The sequence below is a fragment of the Frankia sp. ACN1ag genome (genome assembly GCF_001414035.1).
Classification (GTDB): Bacteria; Actinomycetota; Actinomycetes; order Frankiales; family Frankiaceae; genus Frankia; species Frankia torreyi.
Map to the genome: position 1 here is coordinate 90,397 of NZ_LJPA01000023.1, position 19,757 is coordinate 110,153.

Consider the following 19,757-nt stretch of genomic DNA (forward strand, 5'->3'; position numbering starts at 1 on the left):
GTGCACCGTGGCCAGTCCCGACTCCGCGCAGCGCAAGCGTGAGCTGCTCCGCCGCCGGTTGGCGGCGGAGCGCCTGACGCGCGAGCCGACGGCCGGCGGCGTCCGACGCCTGGCGCGGACCCCCGGTGTGGGCTACCCGGTCACCCCGGGCCAGCGGCGGATGTGGTTCCTGCAACGGCTGCGACCCGACAGCGCCGCCTACACGATCTCGGCGGCGTTCGAGCTGACCGGACCGCTGGACGTCAGCGCGCTGCGCGGCGCGCTGCTCGCCGTCGCCCGCCGCCACGAGGTCCTGCGCACCACCTACCGGGTCACCGCGGACGGCGGGCTCGAACAGGTCGTCCGCGACGACGTCACGCCGGCCTGGCTCAGCGTGGACCTGTCTGCCGAACCTGACGAGGACCGCGAGCCGCGCGCCCGCCAGATCGCGGTGCGCGCCGCGCGCCGGCCTTTCGACCTCACCGCTGAATCGCCGCTGCGGGTGACGGTGCTGAGCCACGGCCCGGACCGGCACACGCTCGCGCTCGCCGCCCACCACATCGCCTGGGACGACGCCTGCTGGGACGTCTTCTTCGGCGACCTGCTCGCCACCTACGACCGTCGGGACAGCGGCGCCGACGACCAGCCCGGCGCCGGCATCGGCGTGCAGTTCCTCGACGCCGTCGCGCCGGACGCGGCCGGTCCCACCCCGGACGAGCTGGCCTACTGGCGACAGCGGCTGACCCCGCTGCCCGAACCGGTGCGCCTGCCCGCTCCCGCCGCCGACGGCACCTCGAACGTCGACGGCACCTCGAACGGCGACGGCGACAGGTCCGGTGACGGCGGCGAGCCCGACGCCGGCCGGCAGACCGTCCACCAGGCATCCGCCGAGCTGGCCGGCCAGGTCCGGGCGTTCGCCGCGCGGCACGGCGCGACGCCGTTCATGGTGCTGCTCGCCGCCTACGGTGCCCTGCTGCACCGGATCACTGGCGCGACCGACATCACCATCGGCTCGCCGGTGGTCAACCGCGACCGCGCCGAGACCGCCGGCGTGCTCGGCTACTTCGGCAACACCGTCTGCCTGCGGCTCGCGGTCGGACCGGCCGACACGTTCACCGACCTGCTCGACCGCGCCCGCGAGGTGTGTCGGGGCGCGTTCGCCCACGCCGACGTCGACCTGGCCGACGTCGTCCGCGACCTCAACCCGGACCGCGCCGACGGTGTCTCCAGCCTGTTCACGACGATGTTCGCCGTCCGCACCCCGGCCGCCGCCGCGCTGCGCGGCCGGGACCTGCGCGGCGAACGGCGTCCGGCGCACAACGGCACCGCGCAGTTCCCGCTGACGGTCGTCGCCGAGCTCGGTGACGGCGGCGGCCGCGACACGCTCGAACTGGAGACGACCTACCAGGACGGCGTGGTCTCACCGTCGTTCGCGCGGACCGTCGGCCCGCGCCTGGAACGGCTGCTGGCCGCGGGGCTGGTCCGCCCCGACACCCCGATCGGCGCCGTCGACCTGCTCACCGGCACGGAACGCGAGCGCGTCCTGACCGCCTGGAACGACACCGCCGGGCCCAGCCCGGCCGAGTCGTGGACGGCGCTGTTCGCCGCCCAGGCCGAGCGTGTCCCGGACCGTACGGCGCTGGTGACTGCGGCGGGGATGGTGACCTACGGTGATCTCGCCGCGCGGGCCGACGCCTTCGCGCGGGTGCTGGCCGGCCGTGGCGTCGGGCGGGGGGCTGTCGTCGCCGTCGCGCTGCCCCACTCGGCCGACCTGGTCGTGGCACTGGCCGGCACCGGTCGTGCCGGCGCCGCCTACCTGCCCCTCGACCCCGACTATCCGGCCGACCGGATCGGTTTCATGATCGAGGACGCGTCCCCGGCGGTCGTGGTGACCACGCGCGCGCTCGCCGCGCGGCTCCCGCTCGCGCCCGGCACCGGCCTGCTGCTGATCGACGAACGCGAACGCGAACGCGAACCCGGATCCGAGCCCCGATCCGAGCCCCGATCCGGGCCCCGATCCGGGCCGGCGGCTTCGGCCGAAGCCTGGCCGCCGGCCGTCGATCCGGACAACCCGGTGTACGTGATCTACACGTCGGGTTCGACCGGGCGGCCCAAGGGCGTCGTCGTCGGCCACCGAGCGCTGACGAACTTCCTGGCGTCGATCGTCGAGACCGTCGGCATCACCCCGGCGGACCGGCTGCTCGCCGCGACGACGCTGGCCTTCGACCCGAGCACCGTCGAGCTGCTCGCGCCGCTGACCGTCGGCGCCTCGATCCACCTTGCCGAGGGCGACCAGGGCCGCGATCCGTCGGTGCTGGCCGGGTTGCTGCGCGGGGGAGCGGTCACGCTGGCGCAGGCGACCCCGTCGCGCTGGCGTTCCATCCTCAACGCGGACCCGGGGCCCTACCCTGCGGTGCGCGCCCTGTGCGGCGGCGAGCCGCTACCGCCCGACCTCGCCCGGGAGCTGCTCACCCGCGCGGAGAGCCTCACCAACCTGTACGGGCCGACGGAGACGACGGTCTGGGTGACGACGAGCCCGGTGCGCGCCGCCGCGACCGCCGGGGAACGGCTGGCGGTCGGCCGGCCGCTGCGCAACACCCGCGCCTACGTGCTGGACGGCGCGCTCATGCCGGTGCCGCCCGGGGTCGCCGGCGAGCTTTACCTCGCCGGCGACTGCGTCGCCCACGGTTACCTGCACCGGCCGGCGCTGACCGCGTCCCGGTACGTCGCCAGCCCCTTCGACGCCGGCGAGCGGATATACCGCACCGGCGACCTGGCGCGCTGGACCGCCACCGGCGAGCTGGTCGTCGCCGGCCGTTCCGACGACCAGGTCAAGGTCCGCGGCGTCCGGATCGAACCCGGTGAGATCGAGGCGGTGCTCGAGGGTCACCCGGGCGTCGGGCGCTGTGCCGTCGTCGTCCGCGCGGACGGGCCGGCCGGGCCGGCGCTGGTCGCCTACATCGTTCCGGCAGCCGCCGGATCCGCCGGCCCGGGGGATCCGGCGGGCCCGGCCGGCGACCGGACGCTCGCGGGTGAGCTGCGGGCGCACGCGGCGGGCGTCCTGCCCGGGGCCATGGTGCCGGCGGCCTTCGTGACGCTGCCCGCCCTGCCCACCACTCCCGCCGGCAAGCTCGACCGCCGGGCGCTGCCCGCCCCGGACTTCGCCGCCGCCGCCCGGCCCGGCCGGGCCCCGGCGACCCGGGCCGAGACGATCCTGCGTGACGTGTTCGCCGAGGTGCTCGGGCAGCCGGGCATCGGCGTCGACGACTCGTTCTTCCACCTCGGCGGCGACAGCATCCTGGCCTTCGCCGTGGTCACCCGGGCGGCCGCCGCCGGCGTGACGATCGCGCTGGCCGACGTGTTCGACAGCCCGACCGTCGCCGGCCTCGCCGCCGCGGCGGCCGCCTCGACGCCGGTGGATCCGGCGGCGGTACGTGCGGCCGCAGTGGATGCGGCCGCAGTGGATGCGGCCGCGGTGGATGCGGCCGCGGTGGATCTGGCGTCGGTCGACGCGGCGGACCTGGCGCGCTGGCGGGAGCGGCTGCCCGGGCTGACCGAGGTCTGGCCGCTGTCCCCGTCGCAGGCGGGGCTGCTGTTCCACCGCCTCGTCGACGGCGATGACACGCCGGACGTCTACGTCATCCAGTTCGTCCTGGACCTCGCGGGGGAGGGACTCGACCCCGAGCGCCTGCGCGCGGCGTCGCGGGAGCTCGTCGCCCGGCACGCCGTCCTGCGCGCCGCCGTCCTGGCCGACGGCGCCGTGCCGGCCCAGGCCATCCTGGACCGGGCCGAACCGGAATGGACAATCGTCGACCTCTCCGCCTGGCCGGCCGCCGAGCGGGCGGCCGAGGCCGAGCGGATGGTCGCGGCCGACCGCACCGCGCGTTTCGACCTCACCGCGCCGCCGCTGATCCGGTTCCTGTGGGTCCGCACGGGCCCGGACAGCGCCCGGCTCGCGGTCTGCGCCCACCACGTCGTCCTGGACGGCTGGTCGCTGCCACTGGCGCTGCGAGAGCTGTTCGCGCTGGCCGCCGAGCCCAGCGCCGAGCCCAGCGCCGAGTCCGTCACCGAGGCCGTCACCGAGGCTGGCTCCCAGGCTGGCTCCGAGGCCGTCGCCGATCCCGGCGCTGTGGCCGACCCGGTCACGGCGGCGCGGCTGCCCGTCGCCCGCCCGTACTCGGACTACCTGCGCTGGCTGCGGGCCCAGGACTCCGACGCCGCCCGCGCGGCCTGGCGGGCCGAGCTGGCCGGCCTGGAGGGGCCGACCCTGATGGCCGCCGGCGGCGGCCATCGAGCCGCGTCGGCGAGCGGGACGGTGCCGATCCCGGCCGCCGTCGACCGTGCGGTCAGCCCCGAGACGGCCGCCCACCTGGCCGCGCTCGGGCGCGAGCGGGGGCTCACCCTGAATTCCATCCTGCGGGCGGCCCACGCGATCCTGCTCGCCCGGGCGGTCGGCCGCGAGGACGTCGTCCTCGGCGCGGTGACCGCCGGCCGGCCGCCGGCGCTGCCCGGGGTCGAGTCCATGATCGGACTGTTCGTGACCACCGTGCCGGTCCGGGCCAGGGTGAGCGCCCAGGGGACGTTCGCCGCGCTCATCGCCGAGCTCCAGGCGGCGCAGGGCCGCATGTTCGCCCACCAGCACCTCGGCCTGGCCGACATCCAGGCGGTGGCCGGGCACGGGGACCTGTTCGACACGGTGGGTGTGCTCGAGTCCTACCCGTTCGAGCCGGCCACCCTGATCCCGCCGGACGGCCCGCGCCTGGCGGCGGTCGACGGGCACGACGCCACCCACTACGCGCTCACCATCCGGGTGATCCCCGGCGACGGGTTGCGCCTCACCTTCGGCTACCTACGCGGCGTCCTCGACGACGCGACGGTCGCGGGCCTCGCCGACCGGATGCTCGCGCTGCTCGAGGAGATCGCCGCCGACCCCGACCGGCCGATCGGCGCCGTCGCCGCCCTGCCGGCGGCTGAGCGGAACCGGGCCGCCCTCCTCCCAGCGCCGCCGACGCCCGGATGGGGCGCCGACGCCACCCTGCCCGAGCTGTTCGAGGCCCAGGCCGCCCGGACCCCGGACGCGGTCGCGCTGCGCTGGCGCGACGCCGAGCTCACCTACGCCGAGCTGGACGCCCGGTCCAACCGACTCGCTCGGCTGCTCGCGGAGCGGGGCGTCGGGCCGGAGTCGATCGTGGCGGTGGCGCTGCCCCGCTCGACCGACCTGGTCGTGACCCTGCTGGCCGTCCTCAAGGCCGGCGGCGCGTACCTGCCGGTGGATCCGGCCTACCCGGCCGACCGGATCGCGTTCATGCTGCGCGACGCCGCGCCGGCCTGCGCGGTGACCACCGTCGAGACCCGCGCGGCGCTGCCGGCTCGGGCCGGCGTGCCCCTGATCGCACTGGACGACCCGCTGGTCGTGGCGGCGCTGGCCGCGGCGCCGACCACCCCGCCGGACGGGGCCGGGCGGGCCCGCCCGGACAACCTCGCCTATGTCATCTACACCTCCGGCTCGACCGGCCGGCCGAAGGGCGCGCTGATCCCGCACCGCAACGTGGTGCGGCTGTTCGCCGACACCCGGGAGCTGTTCCACTTCGGCGAGACCGACGTCTGGACGATGTTCCACTCGGTGTCGTTCGACTTCTCGGTGTGGGAGCTGTGGGGGCCGCTGCTGCACGGCGGCCGGCTCGTCGTCGTCGACCACGACGTCACCCGTTCCCCCGGGCAGTTCCTCGACCTGCTCCGGCGGGAGTCGGTGACCGTCCTCAACCAGACGCCGGCGGCGTTCGCGGCGCTGGTGGAGGCCGACCAGGCCGCCGGCCGGCACGACCTCGGCCTGCGTTTCGTCATCTTCGGCGGTGAGGCGCTCGAGCCTGGCCGGCTGGCCGGCTGGTACGAGCGGCACCCGGACGACGCGCCGACCCTGGTCAACATGTACGGGATCACCGAGACCACGGTGCACGTCACGTACCTGCCGCTGGACCGGGCCGCCGCGGCCGCTGCCGCCGCGGGGCGCCGAGGCGTGATCGGCGAGCCGCTGGCCGGCCTGCGCGCGCGGCTGCTCGACCGCCACCTCACGCCGGTGCCGCCCGGCGTGCCGGGGGAGATCTACGTCAGTGGCGCCCAGCTCGCCCGAGGCTACCTGGGCCGCACCGGCCTGAGCGCCACCCGGTTCGTGGCCGACCCGTACGGCGAGCCCGGCGACCGGATGTACCGCACGGGCGACCTGGCCCGGCTGGGCCCGGACGGCTCGCTGGAGTACCTGGGCCGCGCCGACGACCAGGTCAAGATCCGCGGCTTCCGGATCGAACCGGGCGAGATCTCCGCGGTCCTGGCCGCCGACCCGGCGGTGGAGCAGGTCGTCGTCGTCGCCCGGGAGGACGACGCCGGCCGGCGCCGGCTGATCGCCTACGCCGTACCGCGTGCGGGCCGGCGCGTCGACGGGCCGGCGCTGCGGGGCCGCGCCGCGGCGGCGTTGCCCGATTTCATGGTCCCGGCGGCGGTCGTCGCGTTGGACGCGTTGCCGCTGACCGGCAACGGCAAGCTCGACCGGGCCGCGCTGCCGGCTCCCGACCTGACCGCCGCGACCTCGGCCCGGTCGGGCGGCACGGACACCGAGCGCACGCTGTGCACAGTGTTCGCCGCCGTGCTCGGCGTCGACCGGGTCGGCGTCGATGACGACTTCCTCGCCCTCGGCGGCGACAGCATCATCGCGATCCAGCTGGTCAACCGGGCCCGCCGCGAGGGCGTCGAGGTCACCCCGCGCGAGGTCTTCGTCCAGCGGACGCCGGCCGCGCTGGCGGCGCTCGTCGCCAGCCGGACCGCGACCGAAACCGCCGCGCCCGCCGCGCCTGCCGAAACCGCCGCGCCCGCCGCGCCTGCCGAAGCCGCCGCGCCTGCCGAAGCCGCCGAGGCCGCCGCGACTCCGGTCACCGGGTCCGCGGGAACCCCGGCCGGCCCGCCGTCGCCGCTCGCCACCTCCACCGGACCGGACCCGGCGGCGACCGGGGTGCTGACCCCGCCGCCGATCGTCGCCCGGCTCGCCGACTGGGGCGGGGAGATCCGGCGGTTCAACCAGGCCTTCCTCGTCCGGACCCCGGCCGGCGCCACCGAGGCGGACCTGCGGGCCGCGCTCGGCGCGCTGGTCGCGCACCACGACGCCCTGCGGGCCCGGCTGCTGCGGCCCGCGCCCGGGGTGTGGCTGCTCCAGATCGATCCGCCCGGCGACGGCCAGGCCGGCCCCGACCCCGACCTGCTGACCCGCATCGACGCCGCCGGGCTCGACCCGACCGCCCTGCGCGCGGTGGTCGCCGCCGCCTCCGGCTCCGCCGCCGGGCGCCTCGACCCCGACGCCGGGGCGGTGCTGCGCGCGGTCTGGCTCGATGCCGGCCCGACGGCGCCGGGCCGGCTGGTGCTGGTGGCCCACCACCTCGTCGTGGACGGCGTGTCCTGGCGGATCCTGCTGGCCGACCTCGAGGCGGCCCACGCGGCGGTCCGCGCCGGCCGCCGGCCGGTCCTCGAACCGGTCGGCACCTCGCTGCGCGCCTTCAGCCAGGTGATCACCGAGCTCGCGGCCGCCCCGGCCCGCCTCGGCGAGCTGACCCACTGGCTGCAGGCGCTCGCCCCGGGGGCGCGGCCGTTCACCGAGCCGCTCGGCCCGGCCGCGCCGGCCGCCGAACCCGCGCTCGGCCCGGCGGCTGTGGGCATCGTGGCCGACACCGGACGGCTGGTCGTCGAGCTGCCGCCGACGGCCACGGCCGCCCTGTTCACCGACGTCCCCGCGGCAACCGGCGCCGAGGTCACCGACATCCTGCTGGCCGGCCTGCGCATGGCGATCCGCCCCCGCCCGGCGGCCGGCGACGGCGACGGCGACCTGCTGGTCGATCTCGAACGCCACGGTCGCGAGGAGATCACCCCCGGGCTGGACCTCGCCCGCACCGTCGGCTGGTTCACCAGCATCGCGCCGGTCCGGCTCGCCCCGGCGCGGACCGCGACCGCCGGGACCCAGGCTGTCGAGACCCTGGCTGTCGAGACCCTGGCTGTCGAGACCCTGGCTGCCGGGACCCTGGCTGTCGAGACCCTGGCCGCTGAGACCCTGGCCGACGTGACGGCCCGCCTGCGGGCCACGCCCGAGCGCGGCATCGGCTTCGGCCTGCTCCGCTACGCCAACCCGCTGGCCGGCCCGACGCTGGCCCGGGCCGGGCGGGCCCAGGTGCTGTTCAACTACCTCGGTCGCTTCCGCGCCGACCGCCACGCTGACTGGGGACTGGCCGAGGAGTTCGACGCCCTCGCGGCCGAGCCCGACCCCGGTCTCGGCGTCGGCTATCCGCTGACCGTCGACCTGGTCAGCGTCGAGACGGACGACGGGCCGGTGCTGCGCGCGACCCTCACCTACCTGACGACCGTGCTGACGGCGGACGAGGCCGCCCGCATCGCCGACGGCTACCTCGACGCGCTGCGGGAGCTGGCCTCGCTCGGGCGGGCCGCCGGTCCCACGGCGGCCGGCGAGCCGGCCGAGCTCATCGCGCTCCCACCGGCCGAGGTGGACCGGATCGCGCGCACCTTCCCGGCGCCGATCGAGGACGTCTGGCCGCTCTCGCCGTTGCAGGAGGGCCTGTACTTCCACTCGGCGCTCGACGCGACCAGCGACGCCTACACCGCCCAGTTCTCGCTGGACTTCGACCACCGGCTCGACGCCGACCGGCTGCGCGTGGCCTGCGCGACCCTCATGGCCCGCACCCCGACCCTGCGCGCCGGCTTCCTCGGCGACGGGCTGTCCCGCCCGGCGCAGGTCATCGCGCGCGAGCTGCCCGCCCCGGTCGAGGAGATCGACCTGTCCGGACTGGCCGAGCCCGAACGGTCGGAGACGGCCGAGCGGATCGCCGCCGAGGACCGGGCCCGCCCGTTCGACGTCGCCCGCCCGCCGCTGTTCCGGCTGATCCTCGTCCACCTGGCCGAGACGCGGTCCCGGCTGGTGATCAATCGCCAGGTGCTGCTGTGGGACGGCTGGTCGGGTGCGCTCGTCGTCGAGGGGCTGCTCGGGCTGTACGCCGCCGGCGGCGAGGACGTGGCCCCGGCGGCGGCCGGGTCCTTCCGGGACTACCTGCGCTGGCTGCGCACGTGGGACACCGCCGCCGCGCAGCGGGCCTGGCGGTCGGCGCTGGCCGGCCTCGAGGGCCCGACGATGGTGGTGCCGGCCGCGCGGGGTCTGCCGCCGGTCGCCCCCGCGCGGATCACCGCCGAGCTGCCCGAGGCCACGGCCAGCGCGCTGCGGGCGGCCTCCCGCGCCCACGGCGTCACCCTGAACACGATCTTCAACGCCGCGCTGGCGCTGGTGCTGGCGGCCACGACCGGCTCGGACGACGTCGTGTTCGGCACGACCGTCGCCGGCCGCCCGACCGAGCTCGACGGCATGGACGAGGTCGTCGGCCTGTTCCTGAACACCGTCCCGGTCCGGGTCCGGCTCGACCCGCGGGAGACGGTCGGGGAGCTGCTGCGGCGCGTCGCCGCCGACCGCCTCGACCTGCTCGACCACGAGTACCTCGGGCTCGGCGAGATCCAGCGGGCCAGCGGGCACCCGGTGCTGTTCGACACGCTCTACGTCCTGCAGAACTTCATCGACGAGGTGGCGAACGACCAGACCAGCGCCCGCCACGGGATCGTCGCCGGCAGCAGCCTCGACCACACCCACTATCCGCTGACGTTCGTGCTGTTCCCCGGCGCGCGGATCACCGTCCGCCTGGAGCACCGCCCGGACGTCGTCGCGCCGGGCCTGGCCGAGGGGCTGTTCGCCCGCCTGCTGGCCATGGTCGACGCGCTGGTCGCGCACCTCGACGCGCCGGTGGGCTCCCTCGACCCGCTGCTACCGGCCGAGCGGGCCCGGCTGGACCAGGTGGTGTCCCCGCCGCTGCCGATCGGCACGGACACCGTCGCCGACCTGCTCGCCGCGCGGGCCGCGCGGATCGGCGAGTCGGTCGCGCTGGTCCTCGGCGAGCAGCGGCTGACCTACCGCGACCTCGACGACCGGGTGAACCGCCTGGCGCGGCTGCTGATCGCGCATGGCGCCGGCCCGGAGACGGTGGTGGCACTCGGGCTCGGGCGGACGGTCGACATGGTCGTCGCGCTGTTCGCCGTGCTGCGCACCGGCGCCGCGTACCTGCCGCTCGAACTGGACCATCCGCCGGCGCGCCTGCTGGAGATGGTGGCCGACGGCGGGGCCGCGCTGCTGGTCACGAGCCAGGCGACCGGCCGCTACCTGGCCGGCGGCGCGCAGGTGCCCGGCGCGGCGGACGCCCACGATGGCCCGACCTGGCTCGCGCTGGACACCGACACCATCGCCGCCGAGCTGGCCGCCACCCCGGCCGGTCCGCTGGCAGACGCCGAGCTCGGCGCCTTCGCCCGCGACCGCGCCGACCGGCTCGACCACCCGGCCTACATCATCTACACGTCGGGCTCGACCGGACGGCCCAAGGGCGTCGTCACGCCCTACCGCGGGCTGACGAACATGTGGCTCAACCACCGGGACGAGATCTTCACCCCGACGGTGGCGGCGACCGGGAGCCGGCGCCTGCGCGTCGCGCACACCGTCTCGTTCGCGTTCGACATGTCGTGGGAGGAGCTGCTCTGGCTCGTCGAGGGCCACCAGGTGCACATCTGCGACGAGAACCTGCGCCGCGACGCCGAGGGGCTCGTCGCCTACTGCGACCGCCACCGGATCGACGTCGTCAACGTCACCCCGACCTACGCGGCCCATTTGTTCGAGGCCGGGCTGCTGGAGCGGACCGAGTCGGCCGCCGATCCCGACGGCGATCCCGACGGCGACCCTGATGGCGGCACCGACGGCGACCCGGGGGATGGTCACCGGCACCGGCCGGCCCTGGTCATGCTGGGCGGCGAGGCCGTGCCCGACTCCCTCTGGACCCGGCTGCGGACCACCGACGGGACGGCCGGCTACAACCTGTACGGGCCGACCGAATACACGATCAACACCCTCGGCGCCGCGACGGNCGACAGCCCGACCCCGACCGTCGGGCGGCCGATCCGCAACACCGCGGTCCACGTGCTCGACCGCTGGCTGCGCCCGGTCCCGGACGGCGTGGCCGGCGAGCTGTACATCTCCGGCGACGGCCTCGCCCGCGGCTACCTCGACCAGCCCGGCCTGACCGCGACCCGCTTCGTGGCCGACCCGGCCCGGCCGGGCGGGCGGATGTACCGCACCGGGGACCTGGTGACCCGCCGGCCCGACGACGGCAACCTCGACTTCCTCGGCCGCACCGACGACCAGGTCAAGATCCGCGGCCACCGGATCGAGCTCGGCGAGGTCACCGCCGCCCTCGACGGGCACGAGGCGGTCAGCCAGTCCGCCGTCATCGCGGCGGCGGACCCGGTGACGCCGGGCGCGAAGCGGCTCGTCGCCTACGTCGTGCCGGCGGGACCCTCGGCCGCCGAGGTGGCGGCCATCGAGGACGAGCAGGTCGGCGAGTGGCGACAGCTCTACAGCGACGAGTACGAGCGGATCCCCACCGCCGTGACCGTCGAGGACTTCGCCGGGTGGGACTCCAGCTACGACGGGCAGCCGATCCCGCTGGCGGACATGCGCGAGTGGCGGGCGGCCACCGTCGACCGGATCCGGGCGCTCGCGCCCCGGCGGGTGCTGGAGATCGGCCTCGGCACCGGCCTGCTGCTCGGCCCGCTCGCGCCGGAGTGCGAGGCGTACTGGGGAACGGACTTCGCCGCCCCCGTCATCGCGAAGCTGCGCGCGGAGATCGCCGCCGACCCCGCCCGTTTCGGCCGGGTCGAACTGCGCCAGCAGCCGGCCCACCGCACTGACGGGCTGCCCACCGGCTACTTCGACACGATCATCATCAACTCGGTCATCCAGTACTTCCCGAGCGCCGACTACCTGCGCACGGTGCTGCTCGGCGCGCTCGACCTGCTGGCCCCGGGTGGATCGCTGCTCGTCGGCGACGTCCGTGACCTGGGCCGGCTGCGCGCGTTCCACGCCGCGCTCGAGCTCGCCCGCTCCGGCGCCGGCGCGGATCCGGCCCGGCTCGCGGCGGCCGTCGACCGGCGCCTGCTGCTGGAGAAGGAGCTCGTCGTCGCGCCCGCGTTCTTCCACGCGCTGGCCGCCGACGCCGGCGCCGAGGCGTGCGTGCGGGTCAAGCGTGGCCGCCACCGCAACGAACTCACCCGGCACCGCTACGACGTCGTGCTGCGCCGCGCGGCGGCGGACCGCCCGACCCCGACCGGCGCCGGCGCCGACCTCCGCCTGAGCTGGGGGGCAGATGTAGGCGGCCTCGACGGGCTCGCCGCGATCATCGGCGCCCGCCGGCCGGCCCGGGTGACCCTGACCGCCGTCCCCGACGCCCGCATCGCCGCCGAACTCGCCGCGAGCAGAGCCGTCGACCTGGCCGCGAGCTCAGCCGTCGAACTCGCCGCGGTCGCGGCCAGCGGCTCGGCCGGCGAGGCCGAGGCGGGGGGCGGCATCGTCGAGCCCGAGGACGTCTACGCGCTGGCCGACACCCTCGGCTACGAAGCGGCGCTCGCGGCGCGGCCAGACGACCCCGGGCTGCTCGACGCCGTGCTCGTGCGCGGCTCGGGGGCCGCGGCCCTGCCCGTCGGCGTCCCCGGCACCCGTGACGTCCGCCCGGACGACCGGGCGGCGCCCACGAACGACCCGACGGCCGCCCGGGCCGCCGGGGCGCTGGTCGCACGCCTGCGCACCGATCTTGCGGCGGTGCTGCCCGACTACCTGGTGCCGGCGGCGTTCGTGCCGCTGCCGGCGATCCCCCGCAACGCCAACGGCAAGCTTGACGTGGCCGCCCTGCCGCCGGCCGAGCCGGTGGCGGCGAGCTCCGGCCGGGCACCGGCCACGGAGCTCGAGCGCACCCTGGCCGAGCTGTTCGCCGACGTTCTCGGTCTGCCCGAGGTCGGGGCGGAGGACGACTTCTTCGCCCTGGGCGGCCATTCCCTGCTCGCGACCCGCGTGGTCAGCCGGGCCCGGGGGGCGCTCGAGGTCGACCTGGCCATCCGCGACCTGTTCGAGGCACCGACGGTGGAGGCGCTGGCGGCCCGACTGGCCGACCGCGTCGCCGCCGCGTCCACCGCCGCGCCGACCGCGGGGCGCCCGGCGCTGGTCGCGGGCCAGCGACCCGAACGGATCCCGCTCTCCCCGGCGCAGCGTCGGCTGTGGCTCGTCGAGGCGTTGTCCGGCGGGAACGACGCCTACAACTACCCGATCGTTCTGCGCGTCGGCGCCCGCCTCGACGTCGACGCGCTGCGCGCCGCCGTCACCGACCTGCTCGGGCGGCACGAGGCCCTGCGGACGGTCGTCGTCGCCGCCGTCGACGGCCAGCCCTACCAGCGGATCCTCGACCCCGCGGCCGCGACCCCCGCCGTCGACGTCGTCGAGTGTGCCCCGGGCGAGGTGACCGGCCGGATCACCCGGCTGGCCGCCCACCCGTTCGACCTGGCCGCCGAGGCGCCGCTGCGGCTGACCGTGCTGCGCGGCCCCGACGACGACGTTCTGGTCGTCGTCCTGCACCACATCGCGACCGACGAGTGGTCGGACCGGCCGTTCCTGCTCGACCTGGACGCGGCCTACGCCGCCCGACGGGCCGGGCGCGCGCCCGCGTGGGCGCCGTTGCCGGTGCAGTACGCCGACTACACGCTCTGGCAGCGGGCCCTGCTCGGCGACCCGGCCGACGAGGGCGGCATGGCCGCCCGCCAGCGCGCCTTCTGGCTGGACGCCCTGCGGGGACTGCCGGAGGAGATCGCGCTGCCGCTGGACCGGCCGCGCCCGGCCGTCCGCGACGGCGCCTCGGGGCGGGCGGTCCGGGTCCTGCCCGAAGCGGTCGCGACCGGGCTGCGGGCGCTGTGCGCGGCGACCGGGACTTCCATGTCGATGCTCGCCCACGCGGCCCTCGCGGCCCTGCTGCACCGGCTGGGCTCCGGCGACGACATCCCGATCGGCGTGCCGATCTCCGGGCGGACCGACGCCGCGCTGGAGGGGCTGGTCGGCTTCCTGGTCAACACGCTGGTGATCCGGTCCGACCTGGGCGGCGACCCGAGCTTCCGGGAGCTGCTGGGCCGGACCCGCGGGACGGACCTGGCCGCCTTCGACCACCAGGACCTCCCCTTCGAGGACGTGGTCGCGGCGATCAATCCACGCCGGACGCCGGGCGTCAACCCGCTGTTCCAGGTGATGGCCGGCTACCACCACCTGGCCGGCGACGACCGGGAGCTGTTCGGCGGCCCGGTGACCTGGATCGACCCCGAGGTCGGGGCGGCCAAGTTCGACCTGGACGTGACGTTCGTCGACCGGGCCGCGCGGGGCGAGATCACCGTGCTGGTCGACTTCGCCACCGACGTCATCGAGCCGGCCGGCGGTGCCCGGCTGGCCGACCGGCTGCTCCGCCTGCTGGCCGGGATCGTCCGCGACCCCGACGGACCGGTGAGCCGGCTGGAGATCTCCGACGCCGAGGAGCGGGCGGCCGCCCTGCGCGCGGCCGCCGGCCCGCGGCGAGCGCTGTCGGCGCCGGGGACGACCGTGCCCGACCTGCTCGCCCGGGCCGTGGCCGCGCATCCCGACCGGACCGCGCTGGTCACCGCCGGCGGCCGGACGACCTTCGCCGAGCTCGCGGGGGAGGTGGACCGGATCGCGGGCCGCCTGTCCCGGCTGGGCGGCGACCCGGAGGCGGTGGTGGCGCTCGCCCTGCCCCGGGCGCTGATGGTGCCGGCGATCTTCGGTGTGCTGGCGGCGGGCGCGAGCTACCTGCCGATCGACGTCGAGCAGCCGGTCGACCGGCTCGCGTTCCTGCTGGCCGACGCGGCCCCGACCGCCGTCCTCACCACCCGGGCCTTCGCCGGCCGGCTGCCGGCCGTCCCCGCCCCCGTCCTGCCCCTCGGCGATCCGGCGTTCGGCGATCCGGCGTTCGGCGATCCGGCGTTCGGTGACCCGGACCTGGGCGGTCGGGCCGAGCGGGCCGCCGCGCGGCCCGACCCGGCCGGTGCGGCCAGCGTGATCTACACCTCGGGGTCGACCGGCGTTCCGAAGGCGGTCGTCGGCACCCACCGGGGCCTGGTCAACCTGTTCGCCTCGCACGCGGTCGACCTCATCGCGCCGGCCGAGCGCGCCGCCGGCCCCGACCGGGATCCGCAGCGGGTCCTGCACGCGGCCTCGTTCAGCTTCGACGGATCGTGGGAGCCGTTGCTGTGGCTGCTGGCCGGACACGAGGTCCACGTCGTCGACGAGCGGATCGCCCGGGACGCGGCCGCGCTCGTCGAGTACGTCGAGCGGGCCCGCATCGACGTGCTCGACCTGACTCCGACCTACCTCCAGGAGCTGCTGAGCCAGGGGTTCCTGCGCCCCGACGGCCACCGGCCGGGCGTGCTGCTGGTCGGTGGCGAGGCCACCCCGGCGCCGCTGTGGGAGCGGCTGCGCGCGATCCCCGGGATGGTGGCGCACGACCTGTACGGGCCCACCGAGTACTCGGTCGACGCCTACGGCTGGCACAGCACCGGGACCGGCACCGACCCGTCGGCCGCCGCCGCGAGCGCGGACCCGGGCTGGGCCGCGCCGATCGCCAACACCCGGGCCTACCTGCTGGACGCCGCGCTGGCGCCGGTCCCGGACGGGGTGGCCGGCGAGCTGTACCTGTCCGGTCCCGGGCTGGCCCGGGGCTACCTCGGCCGCCTCGGCCTGACCGCCGGCCGGTTCGTGGCCGACCCGTTCGGGGCGCCGGGGGAGCGGATGTACCGCACCGGCGACCTCGCCCGCCGCCGGTCCGACGGCGCACTCACCTTCCTCGGGCGCGCGGACGACCAGATCAAGCTGCGCGGCTTCCGGGTCGAGCTCGGCGAGATCGAACGGGCCCTGGCGGCGGCACCCGGCGTCGGCACGGCCGCGGTCGTCTTCCGCCCGGACGCCCCGCCCGCGCTCCAGCTCGTCGCCTACCTGGTGCCCGATCCGGCAGCCGGGGCCGGGGTCGGGAGCGGAGCCGGGGCTGGGGTCGGGCCGGAGCCGGTCGAGTCGGCCCGGGCCCACGTGGCCCGGGTGCTGCCGGCGTACATGGTCCCGCAGGCGTTCGTCGCGCTGGACGGGCTGCCCCGCACGGTGAACGGCAAGCTGGACCGGGCGGCGCTGCCCGAGCCGGCCGCCCCGGCGCCGGTTGCCGGCCGGCGCCCCCGCGACGCCCGGGAGGAGCTGCTCGGCGAGCGGTTCGCGGCCGTGCTCGGCCTCGACCGGGTCGGCCTCGACGACGACTTCTTCGCCCTCGGCGGCCATTCCCTGCTCGTCATGCGGCTGTGCGCGGCCATCCGGTCGGCGTTCGGCGTGGAGATCACGCCGCGGACGGTCTTCGAGGATCCGACGGTGGCCCGGCTCGCCCGGCGGATGGACTCCGCCGGCACGGCCCGCGCGGCGGTCCGCCGTCGGCGGCGTCCGCAGCACCCGCCGCTGTCGTACGCGCAGCGGCGCCTGTGGGTGGTCGGGCAGGTGGAGGGACCCAGCCCGACCTACAACATTCCCATCACCTGGCGCCTGGTCGGGCCGCTGGACGTGGCCGCCCTGCGCGCCGCGGTGCACGACGTGGTGGTCCGGCACGAGGCGCTGCGGACCATGTTCCCGACCGTCGACGGCGAGCCGGTGCAGCGCATCCTCGACCCGACCGAGGTGACGATTCCGTTCGAGGTGGTCGAGTGGGCGTCCGCGGCCGGCGGTGCCCGGCCCGAACCGCAACCGCAACCGCAACCGCAACCGGAACCGGAACCGGGCGGGCAGGAGCTGGCGGACCTGCTGGTCGAGGCGGCGGCCTACCCGTTCGACCTCGAACGCGAGCCACCGATGCGGGTGCGCGTCGTCCGGTGCTCGCCGCAGCTGCACCTCGCGCAGTTCCTGATCCACCACATCGCGGCCGACGAGGGGTCCGACGCTCCGCTGGCCCGCGACCTGTCGGTCGCCTACCGGGCGCGCCTCGCCGGCGGTGCACCGCAGTGGGCGCCGCTGCCCGTCCAGTACGTCGACTACACGCTGTGGCAGCGGGAGCTGCTCGGCGACGAGTCCGACCCGTCCTCGCCGGCCGCCAGATCGCGGGAGTTCTGGCGGCGGGCGTTGGCCGGCCTGCCCGCCGAACTGGCGTTGCCGACCGACCGGCCGCGGCCGGTCGAGCCGAGCCACACCGGCGGGATCGTCGAGACGTCGATCGATGCCGGGGCGCTCGCCGCGCTGCGCGCCGTCGGGCGGGCGCACAACGTCAGCATGTTCATGGTGCTGCGGGCCGCCGTCGCGACGCTGCTGCACCGACTGGGCGCCGGGGAGGATGTTCCCCTCGGCAGCCCGGTCGCCGGCCGGGTCGACGAGACCGTCGACGACCTCGTCGGCTTCTTCCTCAACACGCTGGTCCTGCGGACCGACCTGTCGGGTGACCCGTCGTTCGGCGAGCTGCTGGGGCGGGTCCGCGACAGCGACCTCGCCGCCTTCGACCATCAGGACCTGCCGTTCGACCGGGTGGTGGACGCGGTCAACCCGCCGCGGCTGCTGGCCCGCCATCCGCTGTTCCAGGTCATGGTCGTGTACCTGACGGCGTCCGACGCCGTCGACGAGCTGGACCTCGACGCGGTCAGTGGCCGTCTCGAACCGGTGCGACGGACCAGCGCCAAGTTCGACCTGTCCTTCGACTTCATCGAACGGGCCGGGGCCGACGGCGGCCTGACCATCGGCGTCGCCTACAGCGACGACCTGTTCGACCGTTCCAGCGCCAGCCGGCTCGCCGAGCGGCTGCGGGACGTGCTCGCCGCGGTCACCGCCGACCCGTCGGCACCGCTGCGCGCGTTGGCGCTGAGCTGGCCGGCCACCTTCGCGGCCCCGGCGGGTGCCGACCGCGTGCCGCCGGCCCCGGCGTTGCCCGCCGGCGACGAGGAAGGGGCCCCGGCCGGGCGCGATCCCGCGAACGACATCGAGGCGGCCCTGGTCGCCGCGTTCGCGACGGTGCTCGGGGTCGAGGCGGTCGGCGTCGACGACGACTTCTTCGCCCTCGGCGGCGACAGCATCGTCGCCATGCGGCTGGTCACCCGGATCCGGGCCGCCGGCCTCACCGTGACCCCGCGGCTGCTGTTCGGCCACCGCACGCCCGAGACGCTCGCCACCGTCGTCACGCGCCAAGCACCCGCTCCGGCTCCGGCGCCGTCCGCCGCCACCGCCGTCGCGGGGACGGCGCACACGTCCGACAGCGCCGTGGCCGAGGCGGGCACCGGGCCGGCCGCTGTGCTCCTCGTCCCGCCGACCCCGGCCCTGCAGGCGGCGCGCGGCCGCGGAGCGTCGTTCGCCTCCTTCTCCTCGCCGGTGCTGCTGCGCACCCCGGCCGGGCTGGACCTGTCCACGCTGCGCGCGGCGATCACGGCGGTCGTGGACCAGCACGACGTGCTGCGGGCTCGGCTCGTCCGCTCGGACGCCGCCGGCCCTGTCCCGCCCGGTGCGGCGACGGTGGGCGCGGACGGCGGACCTGCCTGGTCGCTGGCGATCGCGCCGCGCGGCAGTGTCGACGTCGGTCCCTGGCTCCGCCGGATCGACGCCGTCGACCTCGCCGCGGTCGACGGCTTCGACAGCGGGCGCGGGCTGGGGCTGATCTCGGGTCTCGCGGCGGCGGCCAACGCTGAACTCGATCCGGACAACGGGCAGGCCATCCGCTGCGTCTGGCTGGACGCGGGCGACGCACGACCGGGCCGGCTACTGCTGATCATTCACCACGCGCTGATCGACGGCGTCTCCTGGCCGATCGTGCTGGCGGATCTCCGCGCCGCGGCGGCCGCGCTCGGGGCGGGTGGGCGGCCCCAGCTCGCCCCTGTTCCGGTGTCCTACGCGCAGTGGGCGCGTCGTCTCGACCAGGCGGCGCGCACGGCCGAGGCGGAGGCCCGGCTGCCGTTCTGGGTGGACCTGCACGACCGGGCCACGCCCGTGGCCTGGACAGCGGCTTCGGCCGGGTCGGGCCAGGTCGGCCAGCCGCAGGCGATCACCGTGAGTCTGCCGCCGGAACGGGCGGCCGCCCTGCTGTCGACGGTCCCCGCCGCGTTCGGTATCGGCGTGGGCGAGCTTCTGCTCGCGGCGCTGTCCCTGGCCGTGGCCGACCAGACCCGACCCGGCGAGGGCGGCGCGGCGGGGATGGTCGTCGCCGTGCAGGCCCACGGCCGGCAGGAGCAGATCGTCGACCAGCAGGACCTGTCCCGGACGGTCGGCTGGATGGCCGAGATCTTCCCGTTCCTGCTCGAGCGGACCGCCGACGACGGCGCCGCCTTCGGTGAGTTCGCCGTGGACGCCGCCGTGGCACGGGTGCGCGCGCTCCTGGCCCAGCTCCCCGACGGCGGAACCGACTACAGCATGCTGCGCTTCCTCAACCCGCGGACCGCGCCGCACCTGTCGGCCGCTCCCACACCGACGATCTACCTGAACTACGTGGGTCGGCTGAGCCGAGGCGAGGTGGCGGACTGGTCCGTCGCCGCCGAGGACGAGGCGCTCTTCGCCGACTGGAACGCCGACTCACCCGATCCGTTCCCGTTGAGCCTGATCGTGCGAGCCGTCGACGGCCCGGACGGCCCCGAGTTGAGCGCGCGCTGGAGCAGCGGCCCGGATGGGCCGGGCGCGGTAGTGGTGGGCAACCTCGCGGCCGCGTGGCTGCGGGCGCTCGCCGCGCTCGCCGCCCGCGCCGCACACCCGGGGGCAGCGAAACACCCGGCAGTCGCTTCGGCCGGCCGCACCTGAGTCCACCCCACGACCGCGGGTCGGGATCGGC

The 19,757-nt window shown here is 76.5% G+C and carries 1 protein-coding gene and 1 pseudogene; both read left to right on the forward strand.

What is annotated here, in order from left to right; translation table 11 throughout:
* Nucleotides 1–7: 7 nt before the first annotated feature.
* Nucleotides 8–10,979, forward strand: a 10,972-nt coding sequence (locus tag UK82_RS38985; protein ID WP_396230602.1) for an amino acid adenylation domain-containing protein, incomplete at its 3' end; no start/stop codon positions are given.
* A 1-nt stretch (nt 10,980) separates the two neighbouring features.
* Nucleotides 10,981–19,726: pseudogene (locus UK82_RS38990) on the forward strand (amino acid adenylation domain-containing protein); the annotation flags it as partial.
* Between the last annotated feature and the right edge of the window lie 31 nt (nt 19,727–19,757).